The sequence below is a fragment of the Bradyrhizobium sp. SZCCHNS3002 genome (genome assembly GCF_032377435.1).
GTDB lineage: Bacteria > Pseudomonadota > Alphaproteobacteria > Rhizobiales > Xanthobacteraceae > Bradyrhizobium.
This window is the reverse complement of sequence record NZ_JAUHHY010000022.1, coordinates 1-16,106: the sequence shown is the minus strand read 5'-3', so window position 1 is coordinate 16,106 and position 16,106 is coordinate 1. Positions and strand designations below refer to the sequence as shown.

The 16,106-nt window shown below is 60.9% G+C and carries 15 protein-coding genes; 5 read left to right on the top strand and 10 right to left on the bottom strand.

Going from position 1 to position 16,106, the window contains the following annotated elements:
* Nucleotides 1–1,291: 1,291 nt before the first annotated feature.
* The 3 genes from groL to QW845_RS31325 all read left to right on the top strand — a co-directional run bounded on the left by groL (nt 1,292) and on the right by QW845_RS31325 (nt 4,458).
* A complete protein-coding gene (gene groL / locus QW845_RS31335) occupies nt 1,292–2,914 on the top strand; it encodes a chaperonin GroEL (protein WP_315805380.1) in 1,623 nt (540 codons plus the stop codon).
* 154 nt (nt 2,915–3,068) lie between these two features.
* Complete coding sequence (locus tag QW845_RS31330) at nt 3,069–3,923, top strand: universal stress protein (RefSeq protein ID WP_315805379.1); 855 nt, start codon at nt 3,069–3,071, stop codon at nt 3,921–3,923.
* A 109-nt stretch (nt 3,924–4,032) separates the two neighbouring features.
* Nucleotides 4,033–4,458 carry a DUF2267 domain-containing protein gene (locus tag QW845_RS31325; RefSeq protein ID WP_315805378.1) on the top strand — a complete coding sequence of 142 codons (426 nt, stop codon included), beginning with the start codon at nt 4,033–4,035 and terminating at the stop codon, nt 4,456–4,458.
* A gap of 173 nt (nt 4,459–4,631) precedes the next feature.
* Here the strand turns inward: QW845_RS31325 and QW845_RS31320 are convergent, their stop codons facing one another.
* The 4 genes from QW845_RS31320 to QW845_RS31305 form a co-directional block, all read right to left on the bottom strand.
* Nucleotides 4,632–4,979 (bottom strand): cytochrome c, encoded by a 348-nt coding sequence (locus tag QW845_RS31320; RefSeq protein WP_315805377.1) that lies wholly within the window; start codon nt 4,977–4,979, stop codon nt 4,632–4,634.
* A 163-nt stretch (nt 4,980–5,142) separates the two neighbouring features.
* On the bottom strand, nt 5,143–5,472 hold the full coding sequence (locus QW845_RS31315) for a hypothetical protein (RefSeq protein WP_315805376.1): 330 nt from the start codon (nt 5,470–5,472) through the stop codon (nt 5,143–5,145).
* A 75-nt stretch (nt 5,473–5,547) separates the two neighbouring features.
* Nucleotides 5,548–7,263 carry a DNA polymerase/3'-5' exonuclease PolX gene (gene polX, locus QW845_RS31310; protein WP_315805375.1) on the bottom strand — a complete coding sequence of 572 codons (1,716 nt, stop codon included), beginning with the start codon at nt 7,261–7,263 and terminating at the stop codon, nt 5,548–5,550.
* A gap of 67 nt (nt 7,264–7,330) precedes the next feature.
* A complete protein-coding gene (locus QW845_RS31305; RefSeq protein ID WP_315805374.1) occupies nt 7,331–8,674 on the bottom strand; it encodes a nicotinate phosphoribosyltransferase in 1,344 nt (447 codons plus the stop codon).
* Nucleotides 8,675–8,694: 20 nt separating this feature from the next.
* Here QW845_RS31305 and QW845_RS34225 point away from each other — a divergent pair, with 20 nt between their 5' ends.
* Nucleotides 8,695–9,057, top strand: a complete 363-nt coding sequence (locus QW845_RS34225; RefSeq protein ID WP_409997988.1) for a ChaB family protein — start codon at nt 8,695–8,697, stop codon at nt 9,055–9,057.
* A 12-nt stretch (nt 9,058–9,069) separates the two neighbouring features.
* Here QW845_RS34225 and QW845_RS31295 read toward each other — a convergent pair whose 3' ends face one another.
* Nucleotides 9,070–9,732 carry a phosphoribosyltransferase gene (locus QW845_RS31295; RefSeq protein WP_315805373.1) on the bottom strand — a complete coding sequence of 221 codons (663 nt, stop codon included), beginning with the start codon at nt 9,730–9,732 and terminating at the stop codon, nt 9,070–9,072.
* Nucleotides 9,733–9,784: 52 nt separating this feature from the next.
* Here QW845_RS31295 and QW845_RS31290 point away from each other — a divergent pair, with 52 nt between their 5' ends.
* Nucleotides 9,785–10,912, top strand: coding sequence for a hypothetical protein (locus QW845_RS31290; RefSeq protein ID WP_315805372.1), 1,128 nt, complete (start codon nt 9,785–9,787; stop codon nt 10,910–10,912).
* A 10-nt stretch (nt 10,913–10,922) separates the two neighbouring features.
* Here QW845_RS31290 and QW845_RS31285 read toward each other — a convergent pair whose 3' ends face one another.
* From QW845_RS31285 to QW845_RS31265, 5 genes are all read right to left on the bottom strand, one after another.
* Complete coding sequence (locus tag QW845_RS31285; RefSeq protein WP_315805371.1) at nt 10,923–11,915, bottom strand: ribose-phosphate diphosphokinase; 993 nt, start codon at nt 11,913–11,915, stop codon at nt 10,923–10,925.
* Between the two features lie 56 nt (nt 11,916–11,971).
* Nucleotides 11,972–12,538: an HPF/RaiA family ribosome-associated protein gene (locus QW845_RS31280; RefSeq protein ID WP_315805370.1), complete on the bottom strand. Its 567-nt coding sequence runs from the start codon at nt 12,536–12,538 to the stop codon at nt 11,972–11,974.
* 287 nt (nt 12,539–12,825) lie between these two features.
* Nucleotides 12,826–13,074, bottom strand: a complete 249-nt coding sequence (locus QW845_RS31275; RefSeq protein ID WP_315805369.1) for a hypothetical protein — start codon at nt 13,072–13,074, stop codon at nt 12,826–12,828.
* A gap of 23 nt (nt 13,075–13,097) precedes the next feature.
* Complete coding sequence (locus tag QW845_RS31270) at nt 13,098–14,546, bottom strand: radical SAM/SPASM domain-containing protein (RefSeq protein WP_315805368.1); 1,449 nt, start codon at nt 14,544–14,546, stop codon at nt 13,098–13,100.
* Between the two features lie 20 nt (nt 14,547–14,566).
* A complete protein-coding gene (locus QW845_RS31265; protein ID WP_315805367.1) occupies nt 14,567–15,769 on the bottom strand; it encodes a C39 family peptidase in 1,203 nt (400 codons plus the stop codon).
* Nucleotides 15,770–16,106 lie beyond the last annotated feature (337 nt).

Below are 16,106 nucleotides of genomic sequence, written 5' to 3'. Positions count from 1 at the left end.
CTCGCAAGGGATATCGAGCCCCACGCCGGGGCACCCGGTCCCGCGTGCCGCCTGCGGCGTCGCTATGCTCACGCTCCTGCGGGCGGCGTGCCGGTCTAATGGAGGAAGCGGGTGCTGACGCTCATCAAAGAACTGTGCTTCACCTGACATGCTCGCTTTGACAACGGGCGAACGTGGCGCAAGAGTGCAATCAGCGCGAGCCGGGTTTGTTGATCCGTGTGCTACCAACCAAGCGGCCGGTGTCAACTGAGAGTCGACGCTCCCCGAAGGGCAGTCGTTCACCGCCGGCGAGGATAAGCTTGGCGCCATCGGCCGGATTGCACAGGAGCGCCAGGAGATCGAGTGCAATTGGTAGCAGGATGCTTGCCGTCCTCGACGACTGAACTGGATCGGAATTGGTAACGTTGACCGGCCCGACCCACCAAGCCGCACCAGTTTCGCACCAGAAACGAGGCGACTGAGACGTAACGAACGCAATCAAAATCGAACGAAAACACAGCAAAATCAACGAAACCGCCCGATATCCTCCCGCTCATAACGGTCTGGTTGCAGGTTCGAGTCCTGCCGGGCCCACCAATGAGCTCAACGGCTTAGCGGGTATGCTGACCGACATTCCGAGAAAGCCTGAGGCCTCCCACGGATCGCGCGCCGCTGTATGAGCACGTCGCCGCCATGTGGCGCAGCGGGTGCGGCGAGATCTTCCCCTCCTTCAGCGACAGCCCTGACGGCCGCCCGGCCGTCGCCAGCCCGGTCTTCACGGATTTGACCGGCTGGCTGTTCCATTCCACAAAGTGAGAACGCACGACGCCGCGATGCCAGCACCGCATGTGCGCCAAGAATCGTCCGAGTATCGGCACCGGACCTGCTGTGATCGTGCGGCAGCGGCTGCATGTATGACGTGGCGAGCGGTCTTGAAGCGGTTCTCGGAGCCAGTCGTCGGACGCCACGATGCATTCCTTCGATGGGAGACTGATCAGCAATGCAGCGGATTCTTTGAGACACCAAGATGCCGCAGGCGCAAGCAGGAATTGCCTCAAGCCACCGAACGGCCGTTCCGGCGCAGGCCGAGCAAGAAACGGATATGATCACGGACGCCAACGGACGTCCGCCATCTCGGCGCAATCCCGTGCTCTGAGAGCTTTGCCTCTGCGAAGGCTCTGCAATCGAGCATTGCGACCTAGCGCCTGATCGATCGGCGTACCAGTGACTCCTCCTTGATCAGGATCAAGCGTTCGAAACGGCGTCACTTCTATCTTGATCCGATGAAAGCCGTCCTTCTGAGGAGCGATTGATGCCTCACAAGCAGGTGCTGTTTCATTCCGCGGCCCGCGAGAAGATCCTGCGCGGAGCCTCGCTGCTTGCGGACGCAGTGCGGGTGACGCTCGGCCCGAAATCAAAATCAGTACTGATCCAGAAGAGCTGGGGCACCCCGATCGTATGCAACGATGGCGTCACGATCGCCAAGGAATTCGACCTCAAGGATCCGGAGGAGAATCTCGGAGCGCAGGTGCTGCGTCAGGCCGCGGAGAAGACCGGCGATCTCGTTGGCGACGGAACAAGCACCTCCACGATCCTGGCACATGCGATTCTTGCCGACGGCGTCAGGAACGTCGTCGCCGGCGCCAGTGCCATCGATCTGAAACGGGGCCTCGACCGCGCTGCCCGCGCGACGATAGCGGCCCTCCATGCAATGGCGCGCCCCGTCAGGACAAAGGCGGAAAGAGCTCAGGTCGCCACCATCTCGGCTCATAATGATCCGTCCATTGGCGCGCTGGTCGCCGATGCGCTCGAGAAAGTCGGAAGCGATGGAGTGATCTCGGTGGAGGAATCCAAGACCATCGAAACGTCGCTCGACGTGGTCGAAGGGATGAAATTCGACCGCGGCTTCCTGTCGCCCTACTTCGTGACCGATGCCGATCGCATGGAAGCGGTTCTCGAAGAGCCGCTCATCCTGTTGTGCGACCACAAGATCAGCGCTCTGCGCGACATTATCCCGCTGCTCGAACAGATCGCAAAATCGGCACAACCGCTCCTGATCATCGCCGAAGACATCGAAGGCGAGGCGTTGGCCACGCTCATCGTTAATCAACTTCGCGGCGTGCTGAAAGGCTGCGCCGTCAAGGCGCCCGGCTTTGGTGAGCGACGCAAGGCCATGTTGCAGGATATTGCAATCCTCACCGGCGCCCAGGTCGTCTCCGACGATCTTGGTTCGAAGCTTGAAAACGCTACTTTGCAGCAGTTGGGGCATGTCGCCCGTGTGGTTGCCGACAAGGAAAACACCACGCTGATCGGCAGCAAAGGCGAACGCAGCCAGATCGATGCGCGGATGCAACAACTTCGCCGCGAGATCGAGAAAACGACCAGCGAGTACGACAAGGAGAAGCTTGAGGAGCGGCTCGCCAAGCTGTCAGGCGGGGTTGCCGTTATCCGTGTGGGAGCGCCGACTGAAGCCGAGATGAAGTCACGAAAAGAGGCGCTCGACGACGCCATCAGTTCGACAAAGGCGGCCGTTGCAGAAGGTATCGTGCCAGGCGGCGGGCTTGCCTTGCTTCGATGCGTCGAAGCCGTCGGCAGGGAGGAAGCACTCTGCGAAGGCGACGAAAAGACCGGTGTACAGATCTTGAAGCGCGCGCTCGAGGCCCCCGCTCGCCAGATCGCGGAGAACTCCGCAACGGATGGCGGCGTGGTCGTGGCGCGCATGCTGAGTGGCGTCGGCAATTTCGGGTTTGACGCCGCGCGCAAGCAATATGTCGATCTCGTCGAGGCCGGCATTGTCGATCCCGCGAAGGTCGTTCGGACAGCCCTCGAGAACGCGGTGTCGGTTGCCGGCATCCTCCTGCTCACCGAGGCGACGATGACCGAAATCGCGGAGCCAAAGCGCGAACGGCTAGCGGAATCGGAAATGCCGGCGTGACGCTGAACCATGAAGACGGGGCTGTGCCCCCCCCCGAGCGGAGCAACAACTTTGCGGGACCGGTGAGTGACGGCCGGTCATTGACTGTTGATTCAAGTCAACATGCCGCTTCATCCGACTGAGAGTATGGATTTGGTCCCGGAGGGAGGTCGTCATGATCAAGATCAACGACATTCTCGTCTACATTCCGACCGAGCGGCCACCGCAGCCTGTCGTTTCTGCCGCAGTCTCGTTGGCTGCCCGGTTCGACGCCCATCTCGATGCGATTGCAGTCGGATACATCCCGCCCGGTAGCGCGTATGTGGTCGATGGAGGCGCGGGCGCAGCGGTCGTCTCTTCAGAGATCTTCGAAATGGAGCGGCAACGCGCCGCCCAACGCAGCGCGGCCGCACTCGCCATTTTCGAGACGGAAGCCCGGAATGCAAACATCTCTCATGCAAGCCGCTCGGTCGAGGACCTGCCCGGTGAAGCCGCGTCCGCGCTCGGCGCTGCGGCCAGGCTCTATGAGCTGACGGTGGTCCTGCAGACGGACGCAACACAGGACAGTCACGACAATAGGACTGCGACCGAGATCCTGCTCCAGGCGGGCGGACCCGTCCTGTTCGTGCCGCATATTTTCCGCGGCACTTTCAAGGCCAACCGTATCGGCATCTGCTGGGATGGAAGCCGCCTTGCCGCCCGTGCTTTCAAGGACGCAACACCGTTTCTCTCTCAGGCAGAAGCGCTGGTCACGATTTCGATCAATGAGGCGCAGGTTGCTCCCACCGAGGCTTCAGCGCGAAAATTGACCGAACACATGGCTCGTGCCGGACTTACGACAACGCTGCTTGAGCTGACGGCGGAGCATTCCGAGATTCAGCCGTCCATCCTGTCCCTGGCCGCCGACGAAAGTCTCGACATGCTGGTGATGGGGGCATATGGGCATTCCCGCCTGCAGGAAGGCATTTTCGGCGGCGTCACCCGTGAAATGCTGAAGACGATGACGATCCCGACCCTGCTGTCGCATTGAATCGAGGCCGGCATCCGTGCTCACCGGATCATGAGAATGGGCGTGATTGCGGTGACGCCGTCGATCCGGGATGCCGCTATTCTGATGTGCCAATCTAGGAGAACGCATCATGGGCGTAACAGGTGTTACCGCGCTGGATCACACCATTCAGGAGACGAATCTCTGGCTCAAGGCGATCGAGGAGCAGCTGGAGCTCGGTAGCCGTCAACAGGCCTACAACGCGCTCCGGGCCGTTCTGCATGCGTTGCGCGATCGCGTACCTCCGGAGGTGGCGACCAAGCTTGGCGCCCAGCTGCCGATCCTCCTGCGCGGGATTTACTACGAGAACTGGCACGCGGCGGGAACGCCGACCAAGGAGCGACATGCCAGCGACTTTGCTGATCACGTCGCAATGGAGCTGCCCCAGCAATTTCCCATCGAGCCACTGAGCGTCATTCGCGGGGTGTTCGAGATCGCGTGGGAGAAGCTCGATCCCGGTGAATTTGAGAAACTGATGCACCATCTGCCGGCGCAGATCCGCGAATTGAAATCATAATCCGGGCATCTGGCCACGTCCGCCGAGCGCCCACCGACGGGAAGCCTTCATACCGGTCCAGTTGCGTGCCGCCAGACCAGTGGCGATGCCGTCAGACCGTCGAATGGACCCACGCAGCCCGACCACGTGAACTTCGATGTGCAGGGATCAGCACTTTCCTGGGCAACGAGCATTCATTTCCTGACTGCAAGAACGTAGAGGTAGCTCATGATCGCGTAAACGTCCTCGTCGGAAAATTCAATTTGCGGCATATCCCTGTGCCTCGACACCATGCCTTCCGACAGCTCCGCCTGCAACTCGCGCCGATTGAACCGGGCGTAGATATCGCGCATCGGCGGAGCATTCTCGAGCGGGCTTTCGCCAACCGATCTGATCGCATGACAGCGCCCGCATTTTTCCTGCAGGATGGCCCTGCCTCGTTGCGCTGCCTTGCTGAGGTTCGCGGCGTCCACGTTTGTCGGCCAACACGAGAGCAGCCCGACCAGGAGGCCCAGAGCCCGAACCTTGAAACGCCCTGACATGCGTCCGACTCTCCGCAAGTGATCGGCACCGGCCCGGCTTGACCGATCCGCATACCGTCGCCCGTTGCACGTCATCCAGCACGCGACAGCCAATCACGTGTCCTTCGTCCGCATGAGACGCAGCAACATGACAGCCCTGCACGTTGCTCGAGTGCAAGCGAATTCAATAGCAGACCCGCACGTAGTGCACGTGCCGCCTGTGCCGGACCGCCCGGACATGGCAGTCGCCGTATCCGTACGGTCCCCAAAACGGACCTGGCCCCCAATACGGTGCCGGTGGGTCGTAATAGACTGGCCCCGGATAGCCGTAATAGGGATACGGCCCCCAATAGCCGCCGCTGAGGGCCGCGCCGAACAGTGCGCCGGCAGCCAGGCCGCCGACGATTCCTGCGGCAACGCGCCCGTTGCGAGCGTCGGCCCCCGTGGGTGCAAGCAGCGCGAGGGTCAGGACAGCCGCGGTCGCAACCGTGCCAATCTTCTTCTCGAAGCTCATTTCATTCCTCCTGCGCTGTTACCTAACAGAACGCAACATCGCGTGCGCAACGTTGCGAAGGATCAAACAATGCGGCTAGCGCTTCAGCATCTTCTTCGCCCGCGACAAGGGTTGGGTGTTGATGACGTCCGCTGCTTCGAGCCAGCCTCGGCGCGCCTGATCGACGCCGAAACGCATGTTGGCGAATCCAGCCGTCGAATGTGCGTCCGTCGAGATTGCCAGCTTGACGCCCGCGGACTTGGCGGCATGAGCATGGATATCGTTGAGATCGAGCCGGTCCGGGTCGGCGTTGAGTTCGAGATGACAGCCGCGCTCGCGCGCCGCCGCAATGACGGCTTCCATGTCGATCTCGTAAGGCTCGCGGTCCCCGATCAACCGTCCGGTCGGATGACCGATAATCGAGACATGGCGATTGTCCATCGCCCGGATGATGCGCTCGGTCTGCATCTTGCGCGAGAGCTCGAACTTGTAGTGAACGGAAGCAACGACCAGATCGAGCCGCGACAGGATCTTGTCAGGCAGATCAAGCCGTCCATCCGCCAGAATATCGACTTCAGCACCTTTCAGCACCGTAAAGCCATCCAGCCGGTCGTTCAAACGATCGATCTCGTCGATCTGACGCGACAGACGTCCGGCATCGAGACCATGGGCGACAGTGACGTGTTGGCTATGGTCGGTCAGAGCCATATAGGCATAGCCCCTTGCCTTGGCGGCAGCCGCCATCTCGGCGATCGCGGCGGTGCCGTCGGTCCATTTGGAATGGACGTGCAGGTCGCCTCGAATATCGGACAGCGTAATCAGTTTCGGGAGCTTCTTTGCCTTTGCGAGCGCGATCTCGCCGCGATCCTCGCGCATCTCGGGCGGAATCAGGGGCAGCCGGAGCTTGCCGTAGATCTCCTCCTCGGTTGCTCCGGCGATGCGCCGTTTACCGGCGAAAAGGCCGTATTCGTTCAGCTTCCAGCCGTGGTCGTTAGCGAGTCCGCGCAAGGAGATGTTGTGCGCCTTGGATCCGGTGAAATACATCAGCGCGGCGCCGTAGCTTGCCTCAGGAACAACGCGCAGGTCGACGTGCAGCCCGGAGCGCAGCACCACCGCCGTCCGCGTATCGCCATGAGCAAGCACATCAGCGACATTGTCATATCGAGAGAGTCTCTCGCCGGCGGCGTGGCCGTCACGCGCCACCATCAGGATATCAAGATCGCCGACGGTGTCGCGCCTGCGGCGGTAGCTTCCGGCGACGATCACCCGTCCGTTGCTCGCGTTCGGCCTCAGATGGCTGAGGAGTGCTTCCGCTTCGGCTTCGGCCTCGGATAATCTGAAGCGCCTCTCGGCGCGAGGCTTGGCCAGCGCCGCGGCGAGCTTTTCCTCGCTCTTGGCACCGAAGCCTCGAAGCTCTCTCAGCCGACCCGACTTCACCGCGCGCCTGAGGTCCTCAAGTGACCGCACGCCCAGCTTGTCGTAGAGCAGTTTGACGCGCTTCGGACCCAGGCCCGGGAGCGCCGCGATCTCACCGAGATCGCCGGGCAGTTCACGCTTGAGTTTGTCCAGCACATCGAAATGATGGGTCGCGACGATCGTTTCGATCTTTCCTGCCAGATCCTTGCCGATACCTGGCAGCTCGGAAAGATCCTCGCCCGCCTTCAAGAGGTTGGTGATGCTCTTGGGAAGGCGCTCGATCACCCGCGCAGCATTGCGATAGGCCCGCGAACGAAACGGATTGCCGCCCTTGATCTCGAGAAGTTCGGCGGTCTGGTCGAACATCTCTGCAATTTCGGCATTCTGTACCGGCATCGATGCACCTCCGTCGCTCGACAGGCTAGAGACGGATCGAGCTGTTTCCCTTGATGCAGATCAGAATTCAGGGACGCGAGCCTATCCGGTCGGCGACAGCTGCCAGCTGTTCAAGACGGCTTGAAATCTGCACCGGATAGTGCGCAGCCGACTTGGCGGTTCTCAGCTCCGGCGGCAGTTGATCCAGTTGCCGGCGCGCGTGAGCCCGGATGTCGTGAAGTGAAGGTCGAGAGGCGACAGGGCGTCCGCCGAGCATCACAACTTGGATCAGCGTTTCCCCCTCCTGTTGGTCCTCTTCGGTCGAAAGAATGTCGGCGAGCATACGGCCATCGCTGTCATACCGGCGCCAAACCTGCTTGCGGCCGGGCCAGGTGGCCTTTCCCGGCGAGCGCTTGCGGCGCGGCAAGCCCGCATACTCCTGCAGCTTATAGGCACAGTCGAGTGCTGGCGCATCGGACGACGTGACGAGGCCCGTGCCGATGCCGATACCGTCGATCGGCGCCGCGTCCCGAGCGAAGGCAATCAGGGTGCCCTCCTCTATTCCGCCACTGACAAAGATGCCGGTGTCGTGGAGTCCGCCGGCATCCAGAATGCAGCGCACGTTCCTGGCGAGCGCAGACAGATCCCCGCTGTCAATCCGCACGGCGCTGACGGCAATTCCAAGCTCCTTCAATCGGGGCGCCAGCATGACGACCTTCCTCGCGGCCGCCTCGGTGTCATAAGTGTCGATCAGCAGGACGAGATTCTTCGGCCGGGCGCGCGCAAACGCTTCGAATGCTGCAGCTTCGTCATCAAAGGATTGAACGAACGAATGCGCCATGGTTCCATAGGTCGGAATGCCGAATGACTTCTCGGCCAGGAGGGTTGCCGTGCCGGAAAATCCCGCGACATAGCTCGCGCGGGCAGCCAGCAGCCCTGCCTCGGCACCATGGGCGCGACGCAAGCCGAAGTCGATCAGGAGCTTGTCTGGCGCGAGTAAGACCATGCGCGCGGCCTTGGAGGCAATCAGTGTCTGAAAATGCAGGGTGTTGATCAGGCGCGTCTCGACAAGCTGCGCCTCCGGCAAAGGAGCTGTAACCCTAAGGATCGGTTCATTGCCGAAGAACACGGTGCCTTCCGGCATCGCGTGGACCTCGCCGGTGAAGCGGAAATTGGCGAGATAGTCGATCAACGACTTGCTGAACCTGTCAGTTCGCTCAAGCCAGCCGAGTTCGTCTTGCGAGAACCGCATGTTTTGCAGGAAGTCGAGCGCCTGCTCCAGTCCGGCCGCCATCAGGAAGCTGCGCTGCGGCGGCAGCTTGCGTACAAAGAACTCAAACACGGCTGTATCAGTCTGGCCCGATTCAAGATACGCCTCGATCATGGTCATCTGATACAGATCGGTTAGCAGCGCGCTCGGTGACGGGTCCATCGATGTTCCTCGGCGCTCACATGACGTCGGTCATCCTGTCGATTTATGCGCATTTCCTGTTTGACGCCGGTCAAGAGGCGGAAGCAAGTTGCGTCTATCCTTTCTGGTGGAAACGCCGCGGCGTCCCGAGCAAGGCGCGGCAGTTTACGTCCGAGGCACCAGCCATGCCCTATCGCACAAACATCGATCTTCCCCCTCCTGTTCGCGCTCACCTCCCATCGCACGCGCAGGACATTTATCGCGAAGCGTTCAACCACGCCTTTGCCTCCCATGCGGAAGACGAACGGCAGGAGGAGATTGCTCACCGCATAGCCTGGGCGGCGGTGAAGCGATCCTACGTGAAGGTCGGCGACCGCTGGGAACCGCTGCCCCACGATCATTAGACCGCCGGCTCGTCAGGAAGCGGGCATGGATCTGTTTGATGGAAACTGTCTCAAAGTGGCAATCACCTCGTCGTCGCCGACCTGATGAAAGTCGCGATAGAAATAGCCGATCGCGCCAAACTCCTGAGGCTCATGCAGACAGACGACCGCATCGACTTCCGCATGCAATTTCCTGATGGTGTCCAGCGGCGCGACCGGGACCGCAAGCACGAGCTCTTTCGGTTCCTGCTTCCGAACAGCCTTGATGGCAGCAAGGGTGGTTGCGCCTGTCGCAACGCCGTCATCGACGATGATCGCGACCTGCCCCTTGACTTCGGCACGAGCCCGATCGCCCAGATAGCGCTCGCGACGCCGTTCGATCTCAGCACGTTCCTTTTTGCAGACGACCTCAAACTCTTCTGAAGTGACGCCGGACAGCTCGATCACGTCCTGGTTACGAATGGTGGTCATGCCCTCCCCATCCGCGATGGCACCCATTGCGAGCTCCGGCTGCCCCGGCAGCCCGATCTTGCGGACCAGCAGCAGATCGAGTGGCGCATCGAGGGCTGCTGCGACTTCCGCCGCAACCGGCACGCCGCCCCGTGGCAGCGCAAGAACGACCGGGCGCCGCCCCTTGTATTTGAGCAGCGCCTCGGCGAGTTGCCGGCCGGCATCGGTTCGGTTCTGGAACAGCATGGCAGACCTCACGCGGAAGAGGCGCAGGATATGAGCCGGACAGCCACTGCTATTGATCCGTATCAAGCTGCCGACAGCCGCGATTGGCGATAGGCATCATATGCCCGGATGGCAGAATGAACCCTGGGACGATGACGCTGAGAATAGCAGCGCGACCGCTCTTGCTCGCAAGGTGGCGTTTCTCAGCCGGCCGGACAGCTATGTCCCGACGCCCGACGCCGTGATCACGCGGGAGACCCACATGTCCTGGGTCTTCATGGTTGACGAGCGCGTCTACAAGCTCAAGAAGCCGGTTCATTTTCCATATCTCGATTTCTCCAGCCTTGAGCGCCGCGCAGACGCCTGCCGCGCTGAGGTTTCGCTGAACCGAAGGCTGGCGCCCGATGTCTATCACGGCGTTGTGCCGCTGACGGCTGCGCCGGGTGGCTACGCCATCGGAGGCTGCGGACACATCGTTGATTGGCTCGTCGTCATGCGCCGGCTCGACGAAGGCCAGACGCTCGAAGCCGGGCTTCGCGATCGCAAGGTCTCCCAGGCCCAGATCGATGGCCTGGCCAGTCGTTTGAGCCGCTTCTATTCGCATGCGCGCCGGATCATGATCAATCCGGAGAGCTACATGGTGACCCTGCAAAAGGCAGTTCTCGCGGATCGGCGAGGTTTGCTCGAGCCGGCCTTCGACCTGCCCCGCGGCACCATCGAGCGCATTGCCGACCTGCAATGCCGTTTCCTGCGGCAGCGAACCGAGCTGCTGGCGCAGCGGGTGCATCACCGGCACGTCCTTGACGGCCATGGCGATCTGCGGCCGGAACATATCTGGTTGAGCCCTCCCTTCCCCATCATCGATTGCCTGGAGTTCAATGCCCGCTTGCGGACATCCGATGCTCTGGACGAAATTGCCTTTCTGCACTTGGAATGCGCCCGATTGGGAGGACTGTGGGTCGCTGAGAGGCTTCGGCGGCATCTGGCCGTCCAGCTCAATGATGACCCGGCCAGCGGACTGTTCTTGTTCTATCGGATTGGCCGGGCCATGCTCCGCGCCAGGCTATCCATCGCTCATCTCGCCGACGCCCATCCACGGACGCCGGAAAAATGGCCGCGGCTGACGCGCACCTATCTCAAACTTGCCAAGGCGGACGCAGCGCAGCTCGAGCGGCAGCTCACGGCGAGAGCCAGAATTTGAATTGCAGGGATCAATCCTGATACGGAAGCAGCTCCGTCAGCGGCTCGTTGTGGTGCAGCCGACGAATGGTCTCTCCGAGAAGGGGCGCCGCCGAGACGATCTCGAGCTTGTCGCGAACCGCTCCCGCCGGAAGCCTGAACGGCGGCACGCTGTCGGTCGCAATGATGCGGTCGATCGCAGGATCGGCCAGCGTCGTTGCCGCGCCCGGCATGAACAGGCCGTGCGCGACGCAAGCTATTACCTCTTCGGCTCCATGGGCACGGGCCGCCTTCGCCGCCCGCACCAGGGTTCCACCGCTGCTGATGAGATCGTCCACGATCACGCACAGCGAGTTCGCCACCTCCCCCGCGAACAAATCGCCCGAGACGACACCGGAACTGCGATGCTTCTCCACGAACGCCTTGCCGATCGGACGGCCGAGCGCCTTCCCAAGAACCTCGCGAAGCAGGTCCGCTCGCTTGCCGCCTCCGAGATCCGGCGAAACCACGGCAATCGGCCGATCAGCTGCGATCGCCCTGATCCTGCCGATCAAGAGCGGCGCCGTGCTCAACGCGACCGATGGGCAACGGAACGCGTTCTCGAACGCGGCCTCGTTGTGAACTTCGAGGGTCACCACCGCGTCAACACCGATCGCCTCGAACATGGTCGCAAGATAACGGATCGTGACCGGGTCATTGGCCTTGGTGCGACGATCTTTTCGCGCATAGCACAGATACGGTGTGACCGCCGTCACCCGCGCGGCACCGGCATCCTTCAATGCCCCGACGAGGAACAGCAGCCGGCACAGCTTGTCGTTCGGACTCTCGTCAGGACCGCCATGGAGGCTATGCAGAACGTAGACGTCGCAGCCGGCGACAACCTCCAGCGGCCGCACCTTGTGTTCGCCGTCCTCGAAGCTGCGTTCTTCGACAGCGGCGAGACGGCATCCAAGCGCATGAGCAACTTTTTCGCCAAGCACCTCCGTGCCATGAAGACAGAACAAGCGCAGGCGATCACCAATCATCGGTTACCTCCAACGTCAAACCTGCCCGTCGTCCGCGTCCCCACTCAGCCGCCGAGCTAAGCCCGCAGCCCATGTTTCCCGAGCATTCTGACCGTGCTCGCCTGCGGTCCCTTCTCTCCGATCTCCTCAACGTAGCTGACGCGGGCGCCGGGCACGATGCTTGATCCACCCTCAACGACGCTATTGCAGTTGAAATAGACTTCGTGGCCGTCCGCGGCTTCCAGAAAGCCGAACTGGCCGCTTGGATCGATACGCGCAACGGTTCCGATGGGTTGAGGCTCATGCGTCTTGACGTCGCCCCGCATCAGTCGCGCCCGGTCCTGCAGTTGTCGACGCGCGCGTTTGAATGCGTTGTCCACGGCGAAGGTCAAGTCGTCGTACCGTTCATCCAGCTTCGGGGTACGTCCAACGTGGACCTCCCGACCGTCAGGCAGCGCCAGCCGAACGCTCACCAGATATTGACCGCCGGTTTGGTGATGACCGCCCGGACCTTTGACCATGATGCGAGCCGCAGTGATCCGGCCAAAGCGACTCTCCAGTTCCGCGACATGTTGCTCGACGGCAGCCCGGATTTCGGCGGACACGCGGATCCCTTCAAATTCAATTTGAACTGGTGTTTGCATTTCCGGCTCCTCTCCCGTGTCAAACTTATTGGACCACGGGCGCGAGGAGCAGCTTTGAGCAAGATCAACCTGCCTTAAGCAAGAATGTTGCGGCCACAGAACCGCTCAAGCGTGACCACCTGTATTGGCAGGGCCGTGTCACCGTCCAAGCTTCCGCCAACGATCGCACTTCTTCCGGATCCGCCAGTGTTTCGCGCAGCACACCGCGGCCAGATGCAATGACGCGCGCCTGGCCGAGGTGATGGCTGCCGATCATGCGGTCCGACGATTGGCTTCGCCGGAGTCCCTCACGCGGACTTGTTCAAGCCGCAGACGCTGTCGGCTCCGCAAAGCCAACCCTCGGGCTCCTCGTCGACCGAGATCGCATCGGCTGCCCCGGCTTCCGGTCGCTTGAAGCCGAGCATCTCGAGAAGCTGGCCGACCGTCAGCTTCTCGTATTTCAGGTTCGCTCCCTTCTGGTTCAGAACCTTGATGTGCTGGGTCGTCATCAGCTTGAAGACGTCCAGCTTGTCTTCGGGCATCTTGATGTCAGACATGACTTGATCCTCTCTCCACCTTGCTACGCACATACGACCAGTTTACGAATCTCGTCGCCAACCTTGGCCACCGAAACGGCATATCGCTTGTCGAAATTGTCGCAGTATTTATCGTTCATGCTTCCAATCTGCTGGTGAGCATGCTGGGCGCACCCGCCGCTACAGATGAGCGCAAAACGGCATGACTGGCATTTTGCCATGCCTTCAAGTTGGCGCCCCTTCCACTGATCGTCTCTGCCATTGAGCACCACCGGCCGCTCTCGATAGCTGCCGACCAGCGAGCGAGCTGCGCCAATGTCTTCCCAACATTTGTAGAGGCCGCCGTCGGGTGCGAAGATGTACATTCCCGCATTGGCCGCACAATAAGAACCGGAGAACCGGAATTCTTCCCGCTTCCGGATCGCGCTCACGATCCGGCCCGCGACGCCCGCATTGAAGCAATCCAGCGACACATTCGTTTTCGGCGCCTGCGCCAGCACGATATCCAATAGCTCGCGATCGGACCGCAGTGTCTTCCGACCATTGGCCTTGTCGTAGATGATGTTTGCATTGAGATCGAAATTCGGATTCTGCAGGAAGCCGCGCGAACCGAACAATTCGTGCAACGGTCTGAGCTCGTGGAAATTGGCGCGGCTGAAATTGAAACGCACAACGACGCGAACGCCGGGCCGCTCCCTCAGGACCAGATCGATATTGTCCACGATCCTGTCAAAGGTCCCTCCGCCATTGGTCAGGAATCGTTGCTTGTCATGGATCGCCCGCGTGCCATCGACCGAGATGTTGAGTGAATGGATTGCGTCGACCCCGATGACGTCCATGAACCGATCGACGTCATAGCCGTTGGTAACCGCCGAGAAGCGGAAGCCTCGCGAGCTGCCGAGCTCGACGGCGCGTTCGATGACCGGAAGATTGGAAACCCACAACGGCTCTCCGCCGAACAAGGTGATGTTCCTGGACCATTGTTTGGTCTCCGACTGCTCGATCAGATCATCGATGCCGGCAAACACCGCATCGACATCGTCTCGCGACATGCTCACCTTGTCGCCGTGGCCCATGAAACAAGCGCCCGAGTCGGCACCAGGTCGATCGCTGGTCGCACGATCGATCTGCGAAAGCGGGTTTGGTCGGCGATCGATGTCGTTCTGCAGCTCCCGCTCAAAACAGTAACTGCAGCGGAAATTGCAGTCAAAGGTTGGCGCGATAACGAAATGTAGTTGCCGGCGACGTGCCTGCAGGGATCTGGAGATCTCCACCACCGCCTCTCGCTCCTCCAAGGGGGTAAGGCTCGTGATGAAGCCGCGCAGCCATAAGGCATCAAACTCGTCCTGATATCTCTGACGTATCAGGTCGAGCGAGCCTCTCTCGGTCAACGACTCGAACAGATCCTGCGAAACGAGGACCATGCCCCCGGTGTAGCCATGCAGGCCGAATACCGCGCCGTCCACAGGCGTCCAGATGCAGTACTTGCTCACGCGCAAATCCGGACACGGCATCATGTGCCTCCCATTCGGCTGAAGCTGATCGCATTGGCGTAGTTGTGATTCTTGAGGTTCTCCCAGCGAATGCTGCCCTCGCCCACGGGATATGGATCATTGATCAGAAAATAGTGCTCAGTTCCCGTCACATTTCCGGTGAGAGACGATACGAAGGAATATTGCTTCCAGCCGCGGCAGACACGCGCATGGCCCGGGAGACCGCTCTTGAACGGAATGAATTTCTGCAACGCGTCGAGGGCGTGATCGAAACTCGGAGCTTGATCAAAGGTCGGCGCCAATCGCCCTCCCGCAAAAAACTGATACGCCGAGACTTGGGCTTTGTTGGTGGCGCCCTTGGGGCCAGGCTTCATCTGTTCGGCAATTTGCTCGGGTGTCGCCGTGAATCCGAAATACGCCAGGATCATCTGCGCGGATGCGACCGCGCAATAGACAGGCGTAATCTGCGCAAAGAGAGGAACCGGCAGGATCGAGGATGCGATCGCCGGCGGCGTCGCAGCAAAGTAGGCCTGCAGCGTCTTATAGTCGGAATCGTCAAACTTGATGTCCGGCAGATCACCGCTTTCCGGCAGAATCCCAGACACGATGCTGCGAATCATTTCTCGCTCGCTCTGGCCACGTAGCGGCTCTGGCTCCGACACGTCGAGAAAACCGAGCTTCTGAGAGTCCAAGATCGAGTGGGGAATGAGCCCGTCGATGCTATCCAGCAAATCGACCGGCGGCGGACTCGGAGCGAGATCGGTCTGCGTGAGAACCGATCGATCATAGTAGTCGACGATGAACGATGCGGGGTGACCATCCTTGACGTAGGAAACGCGAACGCCGATCTTTGCGTACGAATATGCGACGAAGGAATGGCTGACGAGGGTTGCGTCCGGCGCGATCTTGTTCATCGCTTCCGTCGCGATCTTGAGTGCGTTCGTGTCGGACAGCTGCCGCGACGGCGGCTCGAATGCCCAGGCTGCGGATTGCAGCCTCGTGTCCGCCGTGCACCTGATGACGCCGACGAGTAGAGCCTGTTGATAGAAGCTGAAATCATAGAATGCCGGCGTGCCGGTCAGATCAAAAATAATGATCGGGTTTGGATCGAGGTCCGAGCCGAAAAACCGCGCCATTTGTCGATCGGCGATATCCGGAGCGCTTTTCGAAGCGGCGTGGAACATCGCAACCGAGCGTGCCTGCTCAACTGGAATGGTCGCCATCTCGCCTCCCCCGCCGTCCAACCGCTCGGGTATTTGAAATCACAAGTAGAATGTATGATTTGATTCAAATCAAAATAGAGTCGTCATTTCCTTGCGCTCTCGATGGCCGTTTCAGATTCGCCTCATGGCGGACGCGACCGGATGGGTCGACAATCCATCATGCCACGCAGATCCTCCGGCGAGACACGATCTCACGCTCCCGTGGCGCGCAACGCCCAGGTGATGCATTCGTCATGTCGCCCTGAAACGAGAGGGCGCGGGGAAGGCCGGACCTCGGCTGAGGCCCGTGGCCCGCCTGCTCAAAAGAATGCAGGCGGCAGGTACCACAGGTACAGCC